This is a genomic window from Pontimicrobium sp. SW4 (assembly GCF_039954625.1).
GTDB lineage: Bacteria > Bacteroidota > Bacteroidia > Flavobacteriales > Flavobacteriaceae > Pontimicrobium.
In genome coordinates, this window is sequence record NZ_CP157199.1 from 2019198 (window position 1) to 2035034 (window position 15837).

The 15837-nt window shown below is 33.2% G+C and carries 13 protein-coding genes; 7 read left to right on the forward strand and 6 right to left on the reverse strand.

Annotated elements, in window-relative coordinates:
* The first annotated feature begins 124 nt into the window (after window positions 1-124).
* From thrS to ABGB03_RS09485, 6 genes are all read left to right on the forward strand, one after another.
* Window positions 125-2071, forward strand: coding sequence for a threonine--tRNA ligase (thrS, locus tag ABGB03_RS09460; protein WP_347922254.1), 1947 nt, complete (start codon window positions 125-127; stop codon window positions 2069-2071).
* 58 nt (window positions 2072-2129) lie between these two features.
* Window positions 2130-2645, forward strand: a complete 516-nt coding sequence (infC, locus tag ABGB03_RS09465) for a translation initiation factor IF-3 (protein ID WP_347926408.1) — start codon at window positions 2130-2132, stop codon at window positions 2643-2645.
* Window positions 2646-2694: 49 nt separating this feature from the next.
* Complete coding sequence (gene rpmI, locus ABGB03_RS09470) at window positions 2695-2892, forward strand: 50S ribosomal protein L35 (RefSeq protein WP_069674221.1); 198 nt, start codon at window positions 2695-2697, stop codon at window positions 2890-2892.
* Window positions 2893-2984: 92 nt separating this feature from the next.
* Window positions 2985-3329, forward strand: a complete 345-nt coding sequence (gene rplT / locus ABGB03_RS09475; RefSeq protein ID WP_167610125.1) for a 50S ribosomal protein L20 — start codon at window positions 2985-2987, stop codon at window positions 3327-3329.
* Between the two features lie 150 nt (window positions 3330-3479).
* On the forward strand, window positions 3480-6734 hold the full coding sequence (locus ABGB03_RS09480) for an amidohydrolase family protein (RefSeq protein ID WP_347922257.1): 3255 nt from the start codon (window positions 3480-3482) through the stop codon (window positions 6732-6734).
* A gap of 9 nt (window positions 6735-6743) precedes the next feature.
* The gene (locus tag ABGB03_RS09485; RefSeq protein WP_347922259.1) at window positions 6744-7517 is read left to right on the forward strand and encodes a sulfite exporter TauE/SafE family protein; all 774 of its coding nucleotides are present in this window, start codon (window positions 6744-6746) and stop codon (window positions 7515-7517) included.
* Here ABGB03_RS09485 and ABGB03_RS09490 read toward each other — a convergent pair.
* The 6 genes from ABGB03_RS09490 to tgt all read right to left on the reverse strand — a co-directional run bounded on the left by ABGB03_RS09490 (window position 7514) and on the right by tgt (window position 14804).
* On the reverse strand, window positions 7514-8698 hold the full coding sequence (locus tag ABGB03_RS09490; protein ID WP_347926410.1) for an asparagine synthetase B: 1185 nt from the start codon (window positions 8696-8698) through the stop codon (window positions 7514-7516). The two genes, ABGB03_RS09485 and ABGB03_RS09490, sit on opposite strands and share 4 nt — an antisense overlap.
* Before the next feature lie 227 nt (window positions 8699-8925).
* Window positions 8926-10464 carry a replicative DNA helicase gene (gene dnaB / locus ABGB03_RS09495; RefSeq protein ID WP_347922260.1) on the reverse strand — a complete coding sequence of 513 codons (1539 nt, stop codon included), beginning with the start codon at window positions 10462-10464 and terminating at the stop codon, window positions 8926-8928.
* Window positions 10465-10697: 233 nt separating this feature from the next.
* Window positions 10698-11651 (reverse strand): acetyl-CoA carboxylase carboxyltransferase subunit alpha, encoded by a 954-nt coding sequence (locus tag ABGB03_RS09500; RefSeq protein ID WP_347922261.1) that lies wholly within the window; start codon window positions 11649-11651, stop codon window positions 10698-10700.
* A 55-nt stretch (window positions 11652-11706) separates the two neighbouring features.
* A complete protein-coding gene (locus ABGB03_RS09505) occupies window positions 11707-12606 on the reverse strand; it encodes a DMT family transporter (RefSeq protein ID WP_347922262.1) in 900 nt (299 codons plus the stop codon).
* Complete coding sequence (locus ABGB03_RS09510; RefSeq protein ID WP_347922264.1) at window positions 12593-13669, reverse strand: LptF/LptG family permease; 1077 nt, start codon at window positions 13667-13669, stop codon at window positions 12593-12595. The genes ABGB03_RS09505 and ABGB03_RS09510 overlap by 14 nt, the downstream gene beginning before the upstream one ends.
* Window positions 13670-13673: 4 nt before the next feature.
* Window positions 13674-14804, reverse strand: a complete 1131-nt coding sequence (gene tgt, locus ABGB03_RS09515; RefSeq protein WP_347922266.1) for a tRNA guanosine(34) transglycosylase Tgt — start codon at window positions 14802-14804, stop codon at window positions 13674-13676.
* Between the two features lie 171 nt (window positions 14805-14975).
* Here tgt and ABGB03_RS09520 point away from each other — a divergent pair, with 171 nt between their 5' ends.
* The gene (locus tag ABGB03_RS09520) at window positions 14976-15821 is read left to right on the forward strand and encodes a transketolase (protein ID WP_347922268.1); all 846 of its coding nucleotides are present in this window, start codon (window positions 14976-14978) and stop codon (window positions 15819-15821) included.
* Window positions 15822-15837 lie beyond the last annotated feature (16 nt).

Sequence of the window (15837 nt, forward strand, 5' to 3'; positions counted from 1 at the left end):
AACCAAATCGTATCCCCAAATCTCGGTGAATAGTATTAAAAGTACTAATCAAAATATACCTTATATATATATTGTATGTGATTTAATATACTATTATCTTTGCGCTTTAAATTTTAATTCACATATGATCGAAATTACTTTACCAGATGGCAGTGTAAGAAGTTATGAGAACAACATTACTGCAATGGATGTTGCAAAAGATATTAGCGAAGGTTTCGCAAGAAATGTTATATCTGCTAAATTCAATGACAAAACTATTGAAGCTTCAACGACATTAACAACCAATGGTAATCTTGTTTTATATACATGGAGAGATGATGAGGGAAAAAAAGCTTTTTGGCATTCGTCTGCACATATATTGGCTCAAGCATTAGAAGAACTTTACCCAGGAGTTAAATTATCTATAGGACCAGCTATTGATAATGGTTTTTATTATGATATAGATCTTGAGGACAGAAGTATTTCTGATAAAGATTTCAAAACAATTGAAGACAAAATGCTAGAAATTGCTCGTGGGAAACATGAGTTTAAACTTAAATCGGTTTCTAAAGCTGATGCATTATCATTATATAAAGAGCAAAATAACGAGTACAAAGTAGAGCTTATTGAAAATCTTGAAGATGGAGATATTACGTTTTGTGACCATTCTACATTTACAGATTTATGCCGTGGAGGACACATTCCTAATACAGGAATTGTTAAAGCTGTAAAAATTTTGAGCGTAGCTGGTGCGTATTGGAGAGGTGATGAAAACAATAAACAACTCACTCGTGTATATGGAACTTCTTTCCCAAAGCAAAAAGAGCTAACAGAATATTTAGAACTATTAGAAGAAGCAAAAAAACGTGACCATAGAAAATTAGGTAAGCAGCTTGAACTTTTTACTTTTTCACAAAAAGTTGGACAAGGACTTCCTTTATGGTTACCTAAAGGAGCAGCTTTAAGAGCTAGGTTAGAAGATTTCCTTAAAAAAGCACAACAAAAAGCTGGTTACGAAATGGTAGTAACACCTCATATTGGTCAAAAAGAACTTTATGTTACTTCTGGGCATTATGCAAAATATGGAGAGGATAGTTTTCAACCAATAAAAACACCAAAAGATGATGAAGAATTCTTACTAAAACCTATGAATTGTCCGCATCATTGCGAAATATATAATGCTAAACCTTTCAGTTATAAAGAGCTCCCTAAAAGGTATGCTGAATTTGGCACAGTATATAGATATGAACAAAGTGGAGAGCTGCATGGTTTAACAAGGGTAAGAGGTTTTACTCAAGACGATGCACACATATTTTGTACTCCTGATCAATTAGATACAGAATTTAAAGAAGTAATTGACCTAGTATTATATGTGTTTGGCTCTTTAGGTTTTGAAAACTTTACAGCTCAAGTCTCTTTAAGGGATATGAATAACCTAGACAAATATATAGGAAGCCCTGAAAATTGGGAAAAAGCTGAGCAAGCAATTATTAATGCTGCTAATGATAAAGGTCTAAATTATGTAATTGAAACTGGTGAGGCTGCTTTTTATGGTCCAAAACTCGATTTTATGGTAAAGGATGCGTTGGGAAGACAATGGCAACTTGGAACGATTCAAGTAGATTATAACTTGCCAGAGCGGTTTGATTTAACTTATAAAGGTAGTGATAATGAGTTACACAGACCTGTAATGATTCATAGAGCTCCTTTTGGGAGTATGGAACGTTTTGTGGCAATTTTATTGGAGCATACTGGCGGAAATTTCCCTTTATGGTTAATGCCAGAGCAGGTAATTATCCTATCAATTAGTGAGAAATATGAAAAATACGCCGAAAAAGTTTTAAATTTGTTAGAAAATGACGAAATTCGCGCCCTTATTGACAATAGGAATGAGACTATGGGTAAAAAAATTCGGGAAGCCGAAATGAATAAAATTCCATATATGATTATTGTTGGTGAGAACGAAGAGAACGAAAATAAAATTAGCGTTCGCCAACATGGAGGAGAAGATTTAGGCATGATAAATGTAGAAGACTTCTCGAAAATTGTTGAAACAGAAATAAACAAAACATTAAAACAATTTAAAGTTTAATTAAAATTATATAGCCATAGCAATACGTAGAAGAAGAAATAGAGGTCCTGCAAGAATAATAAAAGAAGATCAACACAGGATAAACAGAAAAATCACATCACCAGAAGTTCGTCTGGTTGGTGATAATGTTGAAATAGGTGTTTATAAAACATCGCAAGCATTGGCAATAGCTGATGAACAAGGATTAGATCTTGTTGAAATATCACCAAAAGCTGTACCTCCTGTATGTAAAGTTATGGACTACAAAAAGTTTCTTTATGAACAAAAGAAACGTGATAAGGCTTTAAAATCTAAAGCTACGAAAGTAGTTGTAAAAGAAATTCGTTTTGGCCCTCAAACTGATGATCATGATTACGAATTTAAAAAGAAACATGCAGAAAAGTTCTTAAAAGAAGGAGCAAAACTTAAAGCTTTTGTCTTTTTTAAAGGACGTTCAATCATATTTAAAGAGCAAGGTCAAATTTTATTATTGCGTTTAGCACAAGATTTGGAAGAGCATGGAAAGGTTGAACAAATGCCAAAATTAGAAGGAAAAAGAATGATTATGTTTATTGCTCCTAAAAAAGCAAAATAATTTAATCAAAAGAGAATAAGCGAAGTGAATTTAAATAAAGAGGAGAACAATGCCTAAAATGAAAACAAAATCTAGTGCCAAGAAACGTTTTAAGTTAACTGGTTCTGGAAAGATCAAAAGAAAGCATGCTTTTAAGAGTCATATTTTGACAAAAAAATCTAAAAAGCGTAAGCTAGCTTTAACTCACAGTACATTAGTACATGAGAGCGATGAAGCAAACATTAAGCAACAATTACGTTTAAAGTAATTAATGCTTAGGTTAAAATTATTTATAAACCATGGAGTTAGGCTTTTACAAGTATCAATTATCGATCGCCTACTACAAAAAAATTTAAAATTATGCCAAGATCAGTAAATTCAGTAGCGAAGAGAGCCAGAAGAAAAAAGGTTCTTAAGCAAGCAAAAGGTTACTTTGGAAGACGTAAAAACGTTTGGACAGTAGCAAAAAATGCGGTTGATAAAGCGATGCAATATTCGTATAGAGACCGTAGAAACAAAAAAAGAACTTTCCGTGCATTATGGATTATGCGTATTAACGCAGGAGCTAGACAACACGGATTGTCGTATTCGCAATTTATGGGGAAATTAAAAGCTAACAACATCGAATTAAACCGTAAGGTTCTAGCCGATTTAGCTATGAATAATCCAGATGCTTTTGAAGCAATTGTAAATAAAGTTAAATAAGGCGTTTCGCCTATTGTATAATATATTTCGCTTATAAAAGTCCGATTCTTACGAATCGGACTTTTTTATTTCATGGCTATTGTGAATAACTAATTAAAAAAGCCAGATTCATTTTTATTATCTTTCAGATTCATAAAATTTCACATAAAGATGAATCGAATTCCACAATTATTAATTGCCCTATTTTTAGTCTCATCTGCTGTAACTGCTCAAGAAAAAAAGACATCTTGGGATATCTCAAATCCAGAAGGTGACTGGAACTGGAAAGAAGTCTCTCTCAATACCAATGAAGGCACTTGGATGAATGTAGATGTAAGTCCAGATGGAAGTAAAATAGTTTTTGACTTACTAGGTGACATCTTTATTATGAATGCCAATGGTGGAAAAGCTACTGCATTAAGAACAGGTTTACCCTTTGAAGTTCAACCTCGTTTCAGTCCAGATGGAAATACTATTTCATTTACAAGTGATGCAGGAGGGGGTGATAATATATGGACAATGAACATTGATGGAAGTGACGCAAAACAAATTACAAAAGAAAATTTTAGACTTCTTAATAACGCTGTCTGGACACCTGATGGCGAATACATTGTTGCTAGAAAGCACTTTTCTTCTACTCGCTCGTTAGGTGCTGGAGAAATGTGGATGTATCACTTAACTGGAAAAAGTGGTATACAAATTACTAAACGTAAAAACGACCAACAAGATGTAAACGAACCTAATATTTCCAAAGATGGGCGCTATATGTATTATAGCGAAGATGTTTATCCAGGAGGATTTTTTCAATATAATAAAGATCCAAATAGTCAAATTTATGTGATTAATCGATACGATTTTGAAACAGGAAAAACCGAACGTATTACAGGTGGTCCTGGAGGAGCTGCTCGTCCACAAATATCTAATGATGGAAAAAAACTAGCTTTTGTTAAACGTGTTAGAACTAAAACTGTACTTTACATTCATGATTTAGAAACAGGTGAAGAATGGCCAATTTTTGATGGACTAAATAAAGACCAACAAGAAGCTTGGGCTATTTTTGGCGTATATAGTAATTATAGTTGGACACCAAATGACGATAGTATTGTATTCTGGTCTGGTGGAAAAATAAACAAAGTAAATGTTAATACACTTCAAGTAACCAATATTCCTTTTAAGGTAAATACTAGTATAAAAATTGCTAAAGCTATTGAGTTTGACACACCAGTCGCTCCAAATACATTTAATGCCAAAGTTATTCGAGATGTTAAAACCTCACCTAATGGAAAAAGCATTGTATTTAACGCCTTAGGATATTTATATTCTATGGAACTTCCTAAAGGAAAACCAAAGCGTTTGACTCAAGGAACCGATTTTGAATTTGAACCTTCATTCTCTCCTGATGGTTCGCAGATAGTATATGTAACTTGGAATGATGAAAACTTAGGAAGTATTTATTCGATTTCTTTAAAAGAAGGAACTCCCAAAAAATTAAGCGCTCAAAAAGGTATTTATAGAAATCCTGCCTATTCCAATAATGGTTCTAAAGTTGTTTATAGAAAAGAAGGTGGTAATGGAGACCAAGGCAGAACATTCAGTAAAAAAACTGGATTATATATTATGGATGCCAACGGTAAGAATAACAAATTCTTAACTCAACAAGGTGATTACCCCTTGTTCTCTAAAGATGATAAACGAATCATTTATCAAAATGGAGGCACATTTGGTGGAGCACTTACAAAAGAATTAAAAAGTGTTGATTTAAATGGTAATAACGAAAGAACACATATTAAATCAAAGAATGGAAATAGATTATTGCCTAGTCCAGATGGTAAATGGGTGGCTTTTATTCATCTATTCAAAGTCTATATGGCTCCAATGCCGCAAGCTGGTGCAACAATAGATTTAACTGATAAGACAAATTTTGTTCCAGTGACACAACTTACTGAAGATGCAGGAATAAATCTTCATTGGTCTAAAGACAGTAAAACTATTCACTGGTCTTTAGGAAATGATTATTATTCTGCTCCTGCTTCATTAGATACTAAATTGGTTGCCAAACCCAAAGCTAGAATAGAACTTGAAATAAAAACTGATAAACCTAATGGTAAAATTGCATTTAAAAATGCACGAATAATTACTATGCAAGGTGATAAAGTTATTGAAAACGGAACAATCATCGTTAATCAAAATAAAATTGAAGCAATAGGAAAAGCTTCGGAAGTTTCAATTCCGTCTAACGCGAAAGTTTATGACCTATCTGGAAAAACAATTATGCCTGGAATTGTAGATGCTCATGCACATATTGGTGGGTTTCGTGATGGCTTAACAACTCAAAAGCATTGGCAATTTTATGCCAATTTAGCATTTGGGGTGACTACTGCACACGACCCTTCAGCTAATACTCAAGCTGTTTTTGCTTTATCAGAATTACTAAAAAGTGGTCAAATGGTTGGTCCTCGTCTCTACTCTACTGGACATATTCTCTATGGAGCAGAAGGCGATTTTAAGGCTGTAATTAATAGTCTTGATGATGCACGTTCGTCCATAAAACGTACCAAAGCTTTTGGCGCTTTATCGGTAAAAAGTTATAATCAGCCACGTCGCGAGCAACGTCAACAAGTTTTGCAAGCTGCCCGTGAAGAAAGTATTTTCGTTGTTCCAGAAGGTGGCTCAACATTCTACCATAATATGACTATGGTTATTGATGGTCATACTGGTGTGGAACACAACATTCCAATTTCACCTGTTTACAAAGACGTTTTAACTCTTTGGGAAAACAGTAACACTGGTTATACACCAACACTAGTAGTAAATTATGCAGGTATGAGTGGTGAATATTATTGGTACCAAAACACCAATGTTTGGGAAAATAAAAAATTGTTAAAGTATATACCTAGAGGGATTGTAGATGCGCGTTCAAGACATCGTGTTATGGTGCCTCAAGAAGAGTATGAAAATGGGCATATTCAAACTTCAAAAATTGCAAAAGCGTTGACAGATGTTGGTGTTAAAGTAAATCTTGGTGCTCATGGACAGCTGCAAGGCTTAGGAGCTCATTGGGAGCTTTGGATGTTACAACAAGGCGGAATGACCAATATGGAAGCTTTAAGAGCTGCAACACTTAATGGTGCAGAATATATTGGCGCTGGAAACGATATAGGCTCTTTAGAAGTCGGAAAGCTTGCCGATTTAATTGTATTGGATAAAAATCCATTGGAGAATATTAGAAACACCGAAAGTATTCTTTATACAATGGTTAATGGACGTTTATACGATACTGAAACCATGAACGAAATTGGAAATCATGAAAATACTAGAGGTAAATTCTATTGGGAAAATAGTAAATATAATGCTGCTTTTCCTTGGCATGAAGAAAGTCAAAGTTTTACTAGAGAAACCTGTGGTTGTATTATAGGGACTCATTAAAATGGAATAGTGGACTATTTTGTAATTTGCCTTGTAGCTTTTTTAACGGCTATTCTAACTTTTTTTTCTGGATTTGGACTAGGTACAATCTTAATGCCTGTTTTTGCACTATTCTTTCCAATAGAACTAGCAATAGCATTAACTGGAGTTGTTCATTTTTTTAATAATGTCTTTAAATTGATTCTTGTTGGTAACAAAGCCAACAAAAGTGTACTAATACGATTTGGAATTCCAGCCATTATTGCAGCATTTATTGGTGCTTGGATGCTTTTGAATATTACCGACCTACCTACAATTTATACTTATCAAATTGGTAACAAATCTTTTGAAATCACTCCAGTTAAATTGGTTATTTCACTACTGTTAATCGTATTCTCTGTCATTGAGTTATTACCTTTTTTTGATAAGTTACAATTCACCAAAAAACAATTGCCTTTTGGAGGGTTTTTAAGCGGTTTTTTTGGAGGACTTTCTGGACATCAAGGTGTACTTAGAACAGCATTTCTTATTAAAGCTGGTCTAACTAAAGAAGCATTTATTGGTACAGCTGTTGTTATTTCTTGCTTAGTAGATTTTACTAGAATCTCTATGTATTCAACAAGAATGTTAGAGTCTGGCTTATACGAAAATATACCTTTAATTGTTAGCGCAACACTTTCAGCAATTGCTGGCGCTTTTTTTGGGCATAAGTTATTAAAGAAAGTAACTTTGAAGTTTATTCAAAAATTTGTCGCAGTATTTCTAATTATAGTATCAATTGCCCTAGGAATCGGTTTAATTTAAGTTTTCTGCTTTTTCTTTCTAGCAGCAGGAAACAACACATTGTTTAAAATGAGTCTATATCCTGGTGAGGTAGGATGTAAATCTAATTCGGTTTTAGGGTCTCCTACTCTATGTGTATAGTCTTCAGGGTCATGTCCTCCATAGAATGTAAAAAAGCCTTTTCCTTTAATACCATGAATATATTTGGCTTCTCCATTGGTTTTATTTTCACCAAGCACCAACACTTTGGATTTTATCTCATCTCTTGTAAAAGATGTTGTTTGTCCCATAAATCCTTTAACCAAAGCAGTATGGTTTTGATTTAGCATTGTTGGAATTGGATCCCATTTAGCAGAAAATTCCATCAATGAAAAATAATCGGTTGTTTTTGGAATACGTCTTTTTTGAGACATATCTATAGATGAGAATTCATATACATTTGGGCTACGTTCTAAAATATAATCAGTAAACGCAAAAGTCTTATTATAATCTATTTTATTCTGATAATTTGCATCACTCCCATCACCATCAAACATAGGTTCACAAATATCAATTCCTTCGGCTGATAAGGCGATATCAAAACTATCCGTTGCACTACACATTGCAAACATAAAGCCTCCACCAACTACATAGTCTCTAATTTTTAGAGCGACATCTAACTTAGCTTCAGAAACTTTGCTATAGCCTAACCTAGTCGCTAATTCTTCAGCTGCCTTTTTTTCATTTATATACCAAGGTGCGCTTCTATAACTTCTGTAAAACTTTCCGTACTGTCCTGTAAAATCTTCGTGATGTAAATGCAACCAATCGTATAATACTAGTGCATCATTTAATACTTCCTCATCATAAATTGTATCGTAAGGAATTTCAGCATACGTTAACACCATAGTTACAGCATCGTCCCAAGGTTGTTTTCCATAAGGTGTATATACTGCAATTTTTGGTGCTTTTTCTAACACAACGGCTTCCATGTTTTGACTAGGACTACTAATTTCCTGTAAAATACTTTCAGCTTTAGAATCACTAATCACTTCAAAAGACACACCTCTAATTTGGCATTCTTTTCTTATTTCTTCAAAATCTGGCAATAGAAATGAGCCGCCTTTATAATTAAGTAGCCATTTTACTTTTTGCTGCTTTTCAAGTGTCCAAAAAGTAATTCCATAAGCTTTTAAATGATTTCTTTGTCCTTCGGCATCCATTGGGATAAGAATATAGGATGCATAAGAATTTGCAACCATAAATAGGAAAAATAATGAGGCAACTATCTTTTTCATTTGTACAATTTTATTTGACTATTTGGTCAAATGTAATTCGCCAATAATGAATATAGTTAGTCTAAACATTCAGAAATGGCTCATTTCATAATGGAAAGATACTTAAAAAATATTCTGAGCTAAAAGATTTAAGACAATTTTAGTTTAATCACCTAAAACGGCACATCATTATCTTCTTCACTAAGTCCAAATGCGTCATTAGGATTTTGTTTAAAATCATCTGCCTTAAAAGTATCGTCATTCGCAGCAGCATTCATTTTAGAATGAAACTCAGTGCCAAAAGGCGAATCGAAGTCATCTAAGTTATCGAACTTACCTAAGTGACCAATAAACTTTAATCGAATATTATCTAAACCACCATTTCTATGCTTTGCTACAATAAATTCTGCTTGTCCATCGGTTGGAGTACGCTCTTCATCATCCCATTCATCAATTTTATAATACTCTGGGCGGTAAATAAACGAAACAATATCTGCATCTTGCTCAATAGCACCAGACTCACGAAGGTCAGATAGTAATGGTCTTTTGCTTCCTCCACGAGTTTCAACCGCACGCGATAACTGAGACAAAGCAATCACTGGAATACTTAATTCTTTTGCCAATGCTTTTAGATTACGAGAAATCATCGATATTTCTTGTTCTCTATTTCCTCCATGTGAGCCTCCTCCTGTCATCAACTGCAAGTAATCAATCACGATCAACTTTATACCATGTTGTGACGATAAACGTCTTGCTTTGGCCCGAAGATCGAAAATAGATAATGATGGAGTATCATCAATAAACAAAGGTGCTTTTTCTAATGCTTTTACCTTTACATTAAGCTGTTCCCATTCGTGTTTTTCAAGACGACCTGTTCTTAATTTTTCCGAAGACAATCCAGTTTCAGATGAAATTAATCTTGTTATTAATTGTACTGATGCCATCTCTAACGAGAAAAAAGCAACTGGAATATTTTGATTTACAGCAATATTTCTCGCCATAGTAAGCGTTAATGCCGTTTTACCCATACCTGGACGCGCTGCTACAATGATTAAGTCGCTCTCTTGCCAACCAGAAGTTAGTTTATCTAATTTATCAAAACCAGATGGAATACCACTTAACCCTTCTTTGTTAGAAATTTCTTCAATCTTCTTTTTGGCTTGAATTACTAATTCTTGAGCGGTTTCGGAAGATTTTTTGATATTTCCCTGAGTAACTTCATAAAGCTTAGATTCAGCTTTATCTAAAAGATCGAATACATCTTTAGTCTCATCATAAGATTCTTCAATAATTTCACTTGAAATTTTTATTAAACTACGTTGAATGAATTTCTGTAAAATAATACGCGCGTGAAATTCAATATGTGCAGAAGATGATACCTTTTGTGTTAGAGAAATTAAGTAAAAATCACCTCCAACCATTTCTAGTCTACTATCTTTTTTAAGCTGACTAGATACTGTTAACAAATCTATAGGTTCGCTATTTTCAAATAATTTAAAAATGGCTTCAAAAATATATTGATGCGCTTCTTTGTAAAAAGCATCAGAACTTAAAATGTCGATAACCTCATCAACACCTTTCTTATCAATCATCATTGCTCCTAAAACAACTTCCTCTAAATCGAGGGCTTGTGGAGGGATTTTACCTTTTTCTAAGCTTATTAAAGTGCTTTTATCTACTTTATAGCCTTGAAGTTGATTAGGTTGTTTCATTAGTATTTCTATTACTTTGAGGTTTGCGAAACACTCATTTTTGGATTAATTATTCAATTTATTTACTAAAACGAAAGTAACCAAATTGTGGGCTTATTGAGCTATATAAGTTACAACATTGTTCACTACAAGTCAACATTTTAACTGTTAATAAGTTTTAAATATTGTTAATAGCGATAAAAAATCCGAAGTGATAAACTTCGGATTTAGATTATTATATGATTTGTAAGGGATTAGTCTTTATAAACACCCATTTGAGAATACTTATCCATGCGTTGTTTTACTAAATCTTTTGGTGATAAGTTTTTAAACTCATCATACGATTTTACAATAGCATCACGAACAGCAACAAATGTTGATTCTCTATCTTTATGAGCACCACCTAGCGGTTCTTTAATAATTTCATCTATCACTTTTAGACGCTTTCCGTCTTTAGCTGTTAATTTTAAAGCTTCAGCAGCTTGCTCTTTAAATTCCCAACTTCTCCACAGAATTGAAGAACAGTTTTCGGGAGAAATTACCGAATACCAAGTATTTTCAAGCATTAAAATTTTATCGCCAACACCTATTCCCAAAGCACCACCTGAAGCACCCTCTCCAATAACTATACACATAATAGGCACTTTTAAACGTGTCATTTCCAAAATATTTCTAGCAATAGCTTCTCCTTGCCCACGTTCTTCGGCTTCAAGTCCAGGATAAGCTCCAGGAGTATCAATAAACGTTACTACAGGAATTCCGAATTTTTCAGCAGATTTCATTAATCTAAGAGCTTTTCTATAACCTTCAGGGTTAGCCATACCAAAGTTTCTATATTGTCTCGTTTTGGTATTGTATCCCTTTTGTTGCCCAATAAACATAAAGGTTTGATTACCAATTTTACCTAGTCCACCAACCATTGCCTTATCGTCTTTTACATTTCTATCTCCATGCAATTCTAAATATGTATCACCACATATAGCTTTAATATAATCTAAAGTATAAGGTCTGTTTGGATGTCTAGATAATTGAACACGTTGCCAAGCAGAAAGGTTTTTATAAATGTCTTTTTTTGCTTCAGCTAATTTTTTTTCAATTTGCTTACACGTTTCAGTAACATCAACATCACTCTCCTCTCCTATGAGTTGGCACTTTTGTAGTTGTTCTTCCAACTCCTTAATTGGGAGCTCAAATTCTAAATATTCCACAGAAATTTAAGTTTGTTAGTTAGCTTACAAATATAAAAACTTTAATTGGCTTAGCTTATGTAGTAAGGTTACTTTTTAATGACTTAGAGTTTTTTAGTATTCCATTGAGTATGACAACACTAATGATGATGGTCGCTCCAACATAGAATTCTAAACTCATTTTTTCTTTAATTGGGAATAAAATAATTGCCAATACTATTCCGTAAATTGGTTCTAAATTATAGGTAAGCACTAGTGTGTATGGCCTAATGTGCTTCATTATATATACAGCAGCCATAAAAGCATAAGCTGTACATATTGACCCAAGAATAATAAGGTAGAACCAATCTGAATTACTTAAATTAAAGAATTCAAAACTAAATCCATCTCCAAAAAGTATAATAAACAGAGATATAAATAAAACACCACTAAAAAATTCATAAAACGAAATCACCGAAGCACTATAGCGCTTAACAAATTGTCCATTAATAACAGCAAATAGTGTGGATAAAAAAGCGGAAATTATTCCAAGTATTATTCCATTAGTATATCTTATTTCTGTTTTAGTGATTAGCCAAACACCAATAATAACCATAACTCCAAATACTATTTCGTACCAGATAATTCTTCTTTTAAAAAAAAGAGGTTCAATAAATGATGCAAAAAAAGCGCCTGTTGAAAACATTGCTAAGGCAATTGAAATATTTGATTGCTCAATAGATTCGAAAAATGTAATCCAATGTAAAGCAATAATGATTCCTGCTAAAAAGAATTTGAAAATGGTTTTAAAATCGAGAGTTAGTTTAATTTTTCTAAACTTTATATAAATAACCATTAAAACTGTAGCGATTAGCATTCTAAACCACACTAAAGGAATAGAGCCAATCGAAATAAGTTCTCCTAAAATTGCTGTGAAGCCAGCTATAAAAACAAGTAAGTGAAGGTGTAAATAATTTTTTAGTTTATCGCTTAGCATTATATAGTAGATAGATCGCTAAAATACCAAAAAGTATATTAGGAAACCACACTGCTATGGCTGGAGAGAAGTTAGATTGTTCTGCCATAACACCAAAAACCTTATCGAAGAACACGTAAATCATGGCTATAAAGATTCCAAATGCCAAGTTTACTCCCATACCTCCTCTTCTCTTTTTGGAAGACACTGCAACAGCAATAATGGTAAGAATAAAAATTGAGACTGGTAAACTCCACTTTTTGTAAAGTACCACTTTATACCTTCCTATATTAGATGAACCACGGGATTCTTCTTTTTCTATAAATGAAGTAAGTTCACCATAACTAAGTGTTTCTGCTATATACTTTACTGGCATTAAATCTTCTAAATCAAATGCAAATAGAGTATCTAACCTTCGTTTTTGAATTATTTCATCGTCATTTTCTCCAATAATTCTTTTTACGTATTGATTCATTCTATAGGTACTATCTCTTTTAATATATCTAATACTATTTGCCTCAATTTTATAAACAAGTTTATTTTCTTCAAAATGCTCTAAGGTAAATAGCTTCCCAGCATTATTTTTTACATCAAAAGATTGTACATAAATAACATCATTCTCATTAATCTGCCTATAAAGTTGGTCTTCATCAACAGCTTTTTTATTCCCACTTAAGTATTTATAAATAAACTCATTGTATCCACTACTAGCTTTAGGTGCTAAATACATTCCTAAAATTAAAGCAAAAAGAGCTACTATTATTCCTCCAATAATATAAGGCCTTAAAAACCTAGTAAAAGAAACACCCGAACTTAAAAAGGCTATAACCTCTGTATTATTTGCAAGTTTAGATGTAAAAAATATTACTGATAAAAAAAGAAACAAGGGAAATAAAAGGTTAGCAAAATAGATTGTGAAATCTAAAAAATATTGAGCTACTTCAGGAAAAGGAACATTATTTGCAAGTATCTTATCAATTTTTTCAGACAAATGCACCGTAATTCCAATAGGAATAAACAAGAGCAACATCATTAAAAATGTTACTAAGTAGCGCTTTAATATGTACCAATCTAGTATTTTCACTTAACTACAGACGTTTATCCATTTGTTTTACCATTTTGTCTTTCCATTCTCTAAAATCTCCTGCTAATATATGTTTTCTGGCTTCACGCACCAACCATAAATAAAATCCTAGGTTATGTATGGTTGCTATTTGCGCACCTAGTCTTTCATTAACACTAAAAAGGTGCTTTAAATAAGCCTTAGTATAATCTGTATCTACAAATGTTATTCCCATATCATCGACAGGCGAAAAATCGTCTTCCCACTTTTTGTTTTTAATATTAATAGTGCCATGTGCTGTAAAAAGCATCCCGTTTCTGGCATTTCGAGTTGGCATAACACAATCAAACATATCGACACCTAAAGCAATATTTTCTAAAATATTAATTGGTGTTCCAACTCCCATTAAATAACGTGGTTTATCTTCTGGAAGTATACTACAAACAACATCGGTCATTGCATACATTTCTTCTGCAGGCTCCCCAACCGATAAGCCTCCAATGGCGTTTCCTACAGCTCCAGAGTTTGCAATATATTCAGCAGACTGCATTCTTAAATCTTTATATGTACTGCCTTGTACAATTGGAAAAAATGCTTGACTATAGCCATACTTATAAGGTACTTTCTCTAAATGATTAATACATCTATCTAACCAACGATGTGTCATGTGCATAGAACGCTTAGCATAATTATAATCACAGGGGTATGGTGTACACTCATCAAAAGCCATAATAATATCCGCGCCTATTGTTCGCTGAATTTCCATAACATTTTCAGGTGTAAATGTATGGTAACTACCATCTATATGGCTCTTAAATTTAACGCCTTCTTCTTTAATTTTTCTATTATTAGAAAGCGAATACACTTGATAACCACCCGAGTCAGTTAAAATATTTCTGTCCCAATTCATAAACTTGTGTAAGCCTCCCGCTTTCTCTAAAATAGATGTTTGAGGTCTTAGATATAAATGATAGGTGTTTCCTAATATAATATCAGGATTAATATCATCCTTCAGTTCTCTTTGATGCACACCTTTAACCGATGCCACTGTACCAACAGGCATAAAAATTGGTGTTTCAATAACACCGTGATCTGTTGTAATCCTTCCAGCTCTTGCTTTACTCAGAGAATCTTTTCCTTCTAATTTAAAAATCATGCGTTTCATTTAACAACGAGCAAAGATAATTAACTCAAATTTCTAACAGATATATTTGTTATTAAATTAACTTATTAACAATAGCAATGGCTTTTTAACAATGAAACCATTTCGCTTTTTTTAAACTCATTAAACACCTATTTTTGCGCCTTAAAAAGTAACTAACTTAACATGCCAAATACACAACATTTAAAGGATTTAACCGTACAGGTTCGTAGAGATATTTTGAGGATGGTACATAAGGTAAATTCTGGACACCCAGGAGGTTCTCTTGGATGTGCTGAATTTTTTGTAACACTCTATAATGAAATCATGGATAGAAATGAAGGATTTGATATGGACGGAATTGGTGAAGACCTTTTCTTCCTTTCAAACGGTCATATATCACCAGTTTATTATAGTGTTTTAGCTAGATCTGGTTATTTCCCAGTTGAAGAACTAAACACTTTTAGACTTATTAATTCTAGATTACAAGGTCACCCAACAACGCATGAAGGGTTACCAGGAATTAGAATTGCTTCTGGTTCTTTAGGTCAAGGAATGTCCGTCGCTATTGGTGCTGCCCAAGCAAAAAAACTAAACAACGATAATCATTTAGTATATAGTTTACATGGTGATGGTGAGTTGCAAGAAGGTCAAAACTGGGAAGCCATTATGTATGCTTCAGCTAAAAAAGTTGATAATTTAATTGCTACTATTGATTTAAATGGTAAGCAGATTGATGGCGCTACTGACGATGTATTAGCTATGGGAGATGTAAAGGCTAAATTTCAAGCTTTTGATTGGATAGTTGTGGAGATAAAAGAAGGAAATGATATTGATGCTATTTTAAAAGGAATGGCTGAAGCAAAATCTAAAACAGGGCAAGGAAAACCAGTTTGCGTATTATTAGAAACCATGATGGGTAATGGTGTTGATTTTATGATGTATACACATGCATGGCATGGTAAAGCACCAAATGATGAGCAGTTAGCATCAGCATTAAACCAAAATCCTGAAACCTTAGGAGATTACTAATTCAATAAACTCGAAA

Bases quoted from the DNA above. Each gene is read 5' to 3' on its own strand.
- thrS (WP_347922254.1), top strand. From the start codon at position 125: ATGATCGAAATTACTTTACCAGATGGCAGTGTAAGAAGTTATGAGAAC.
- rpmI (WP_069674221.1), top strand. From the start codon at position 2,695: ATGCCTAAAATGAAAACAAAATCTAGTGCCAAGAAACGTTTTAAGTTA.
- rplT (WP_167610125.1), top strand. From the start codon at position 2,985: ATGCCAAGATCAGTAAATTCAGTAGCGAAGAGAGCCAGAAGAAAAAAG.
- ABGB03_RS09480 (WP_347922257.1), top strand. From the start codon at position 3,480: ATGAATCGAATTCCACAATTATTAATTGCCCTATTTTTAGTCTCATCT.
- ABGB03_RS09490 (WP_347926410.1), bottom strand. From the start codon at position 8,698: ATGGATGCCGAAGGACAAAGAAATCATTTAAAAGCTTATGGAATTACT.
- dnaB (WP_347922260.1), bottom strand. From the start codon at position 10,464: ATGAAACAACCTAATCAACTTCAAGGCTATAAAGTAGATAAAAGCACT.
- ABGB03_RS09505 (WP_347922262.1), bottom strand. From the start codon at position 12,606: ATGCTAAGCGATAAACTAAAAAATTATTTACACCTTCACTTACTTGTT.
- tgt (WP_347922266.1), bottom strand. From the start codon at position 14,804: ATGATTTTTAAATTAGAAGGAAAAGATTCTCTGAGTAAAGCAAGAGCT.
- ABGB03_RS09520 (WP_347922268.1), top strand. From the start codon at position 14,976: ATGCCAAATACACAACATTTAAAGGATTTAACCGTACAGGTTCGTAGA.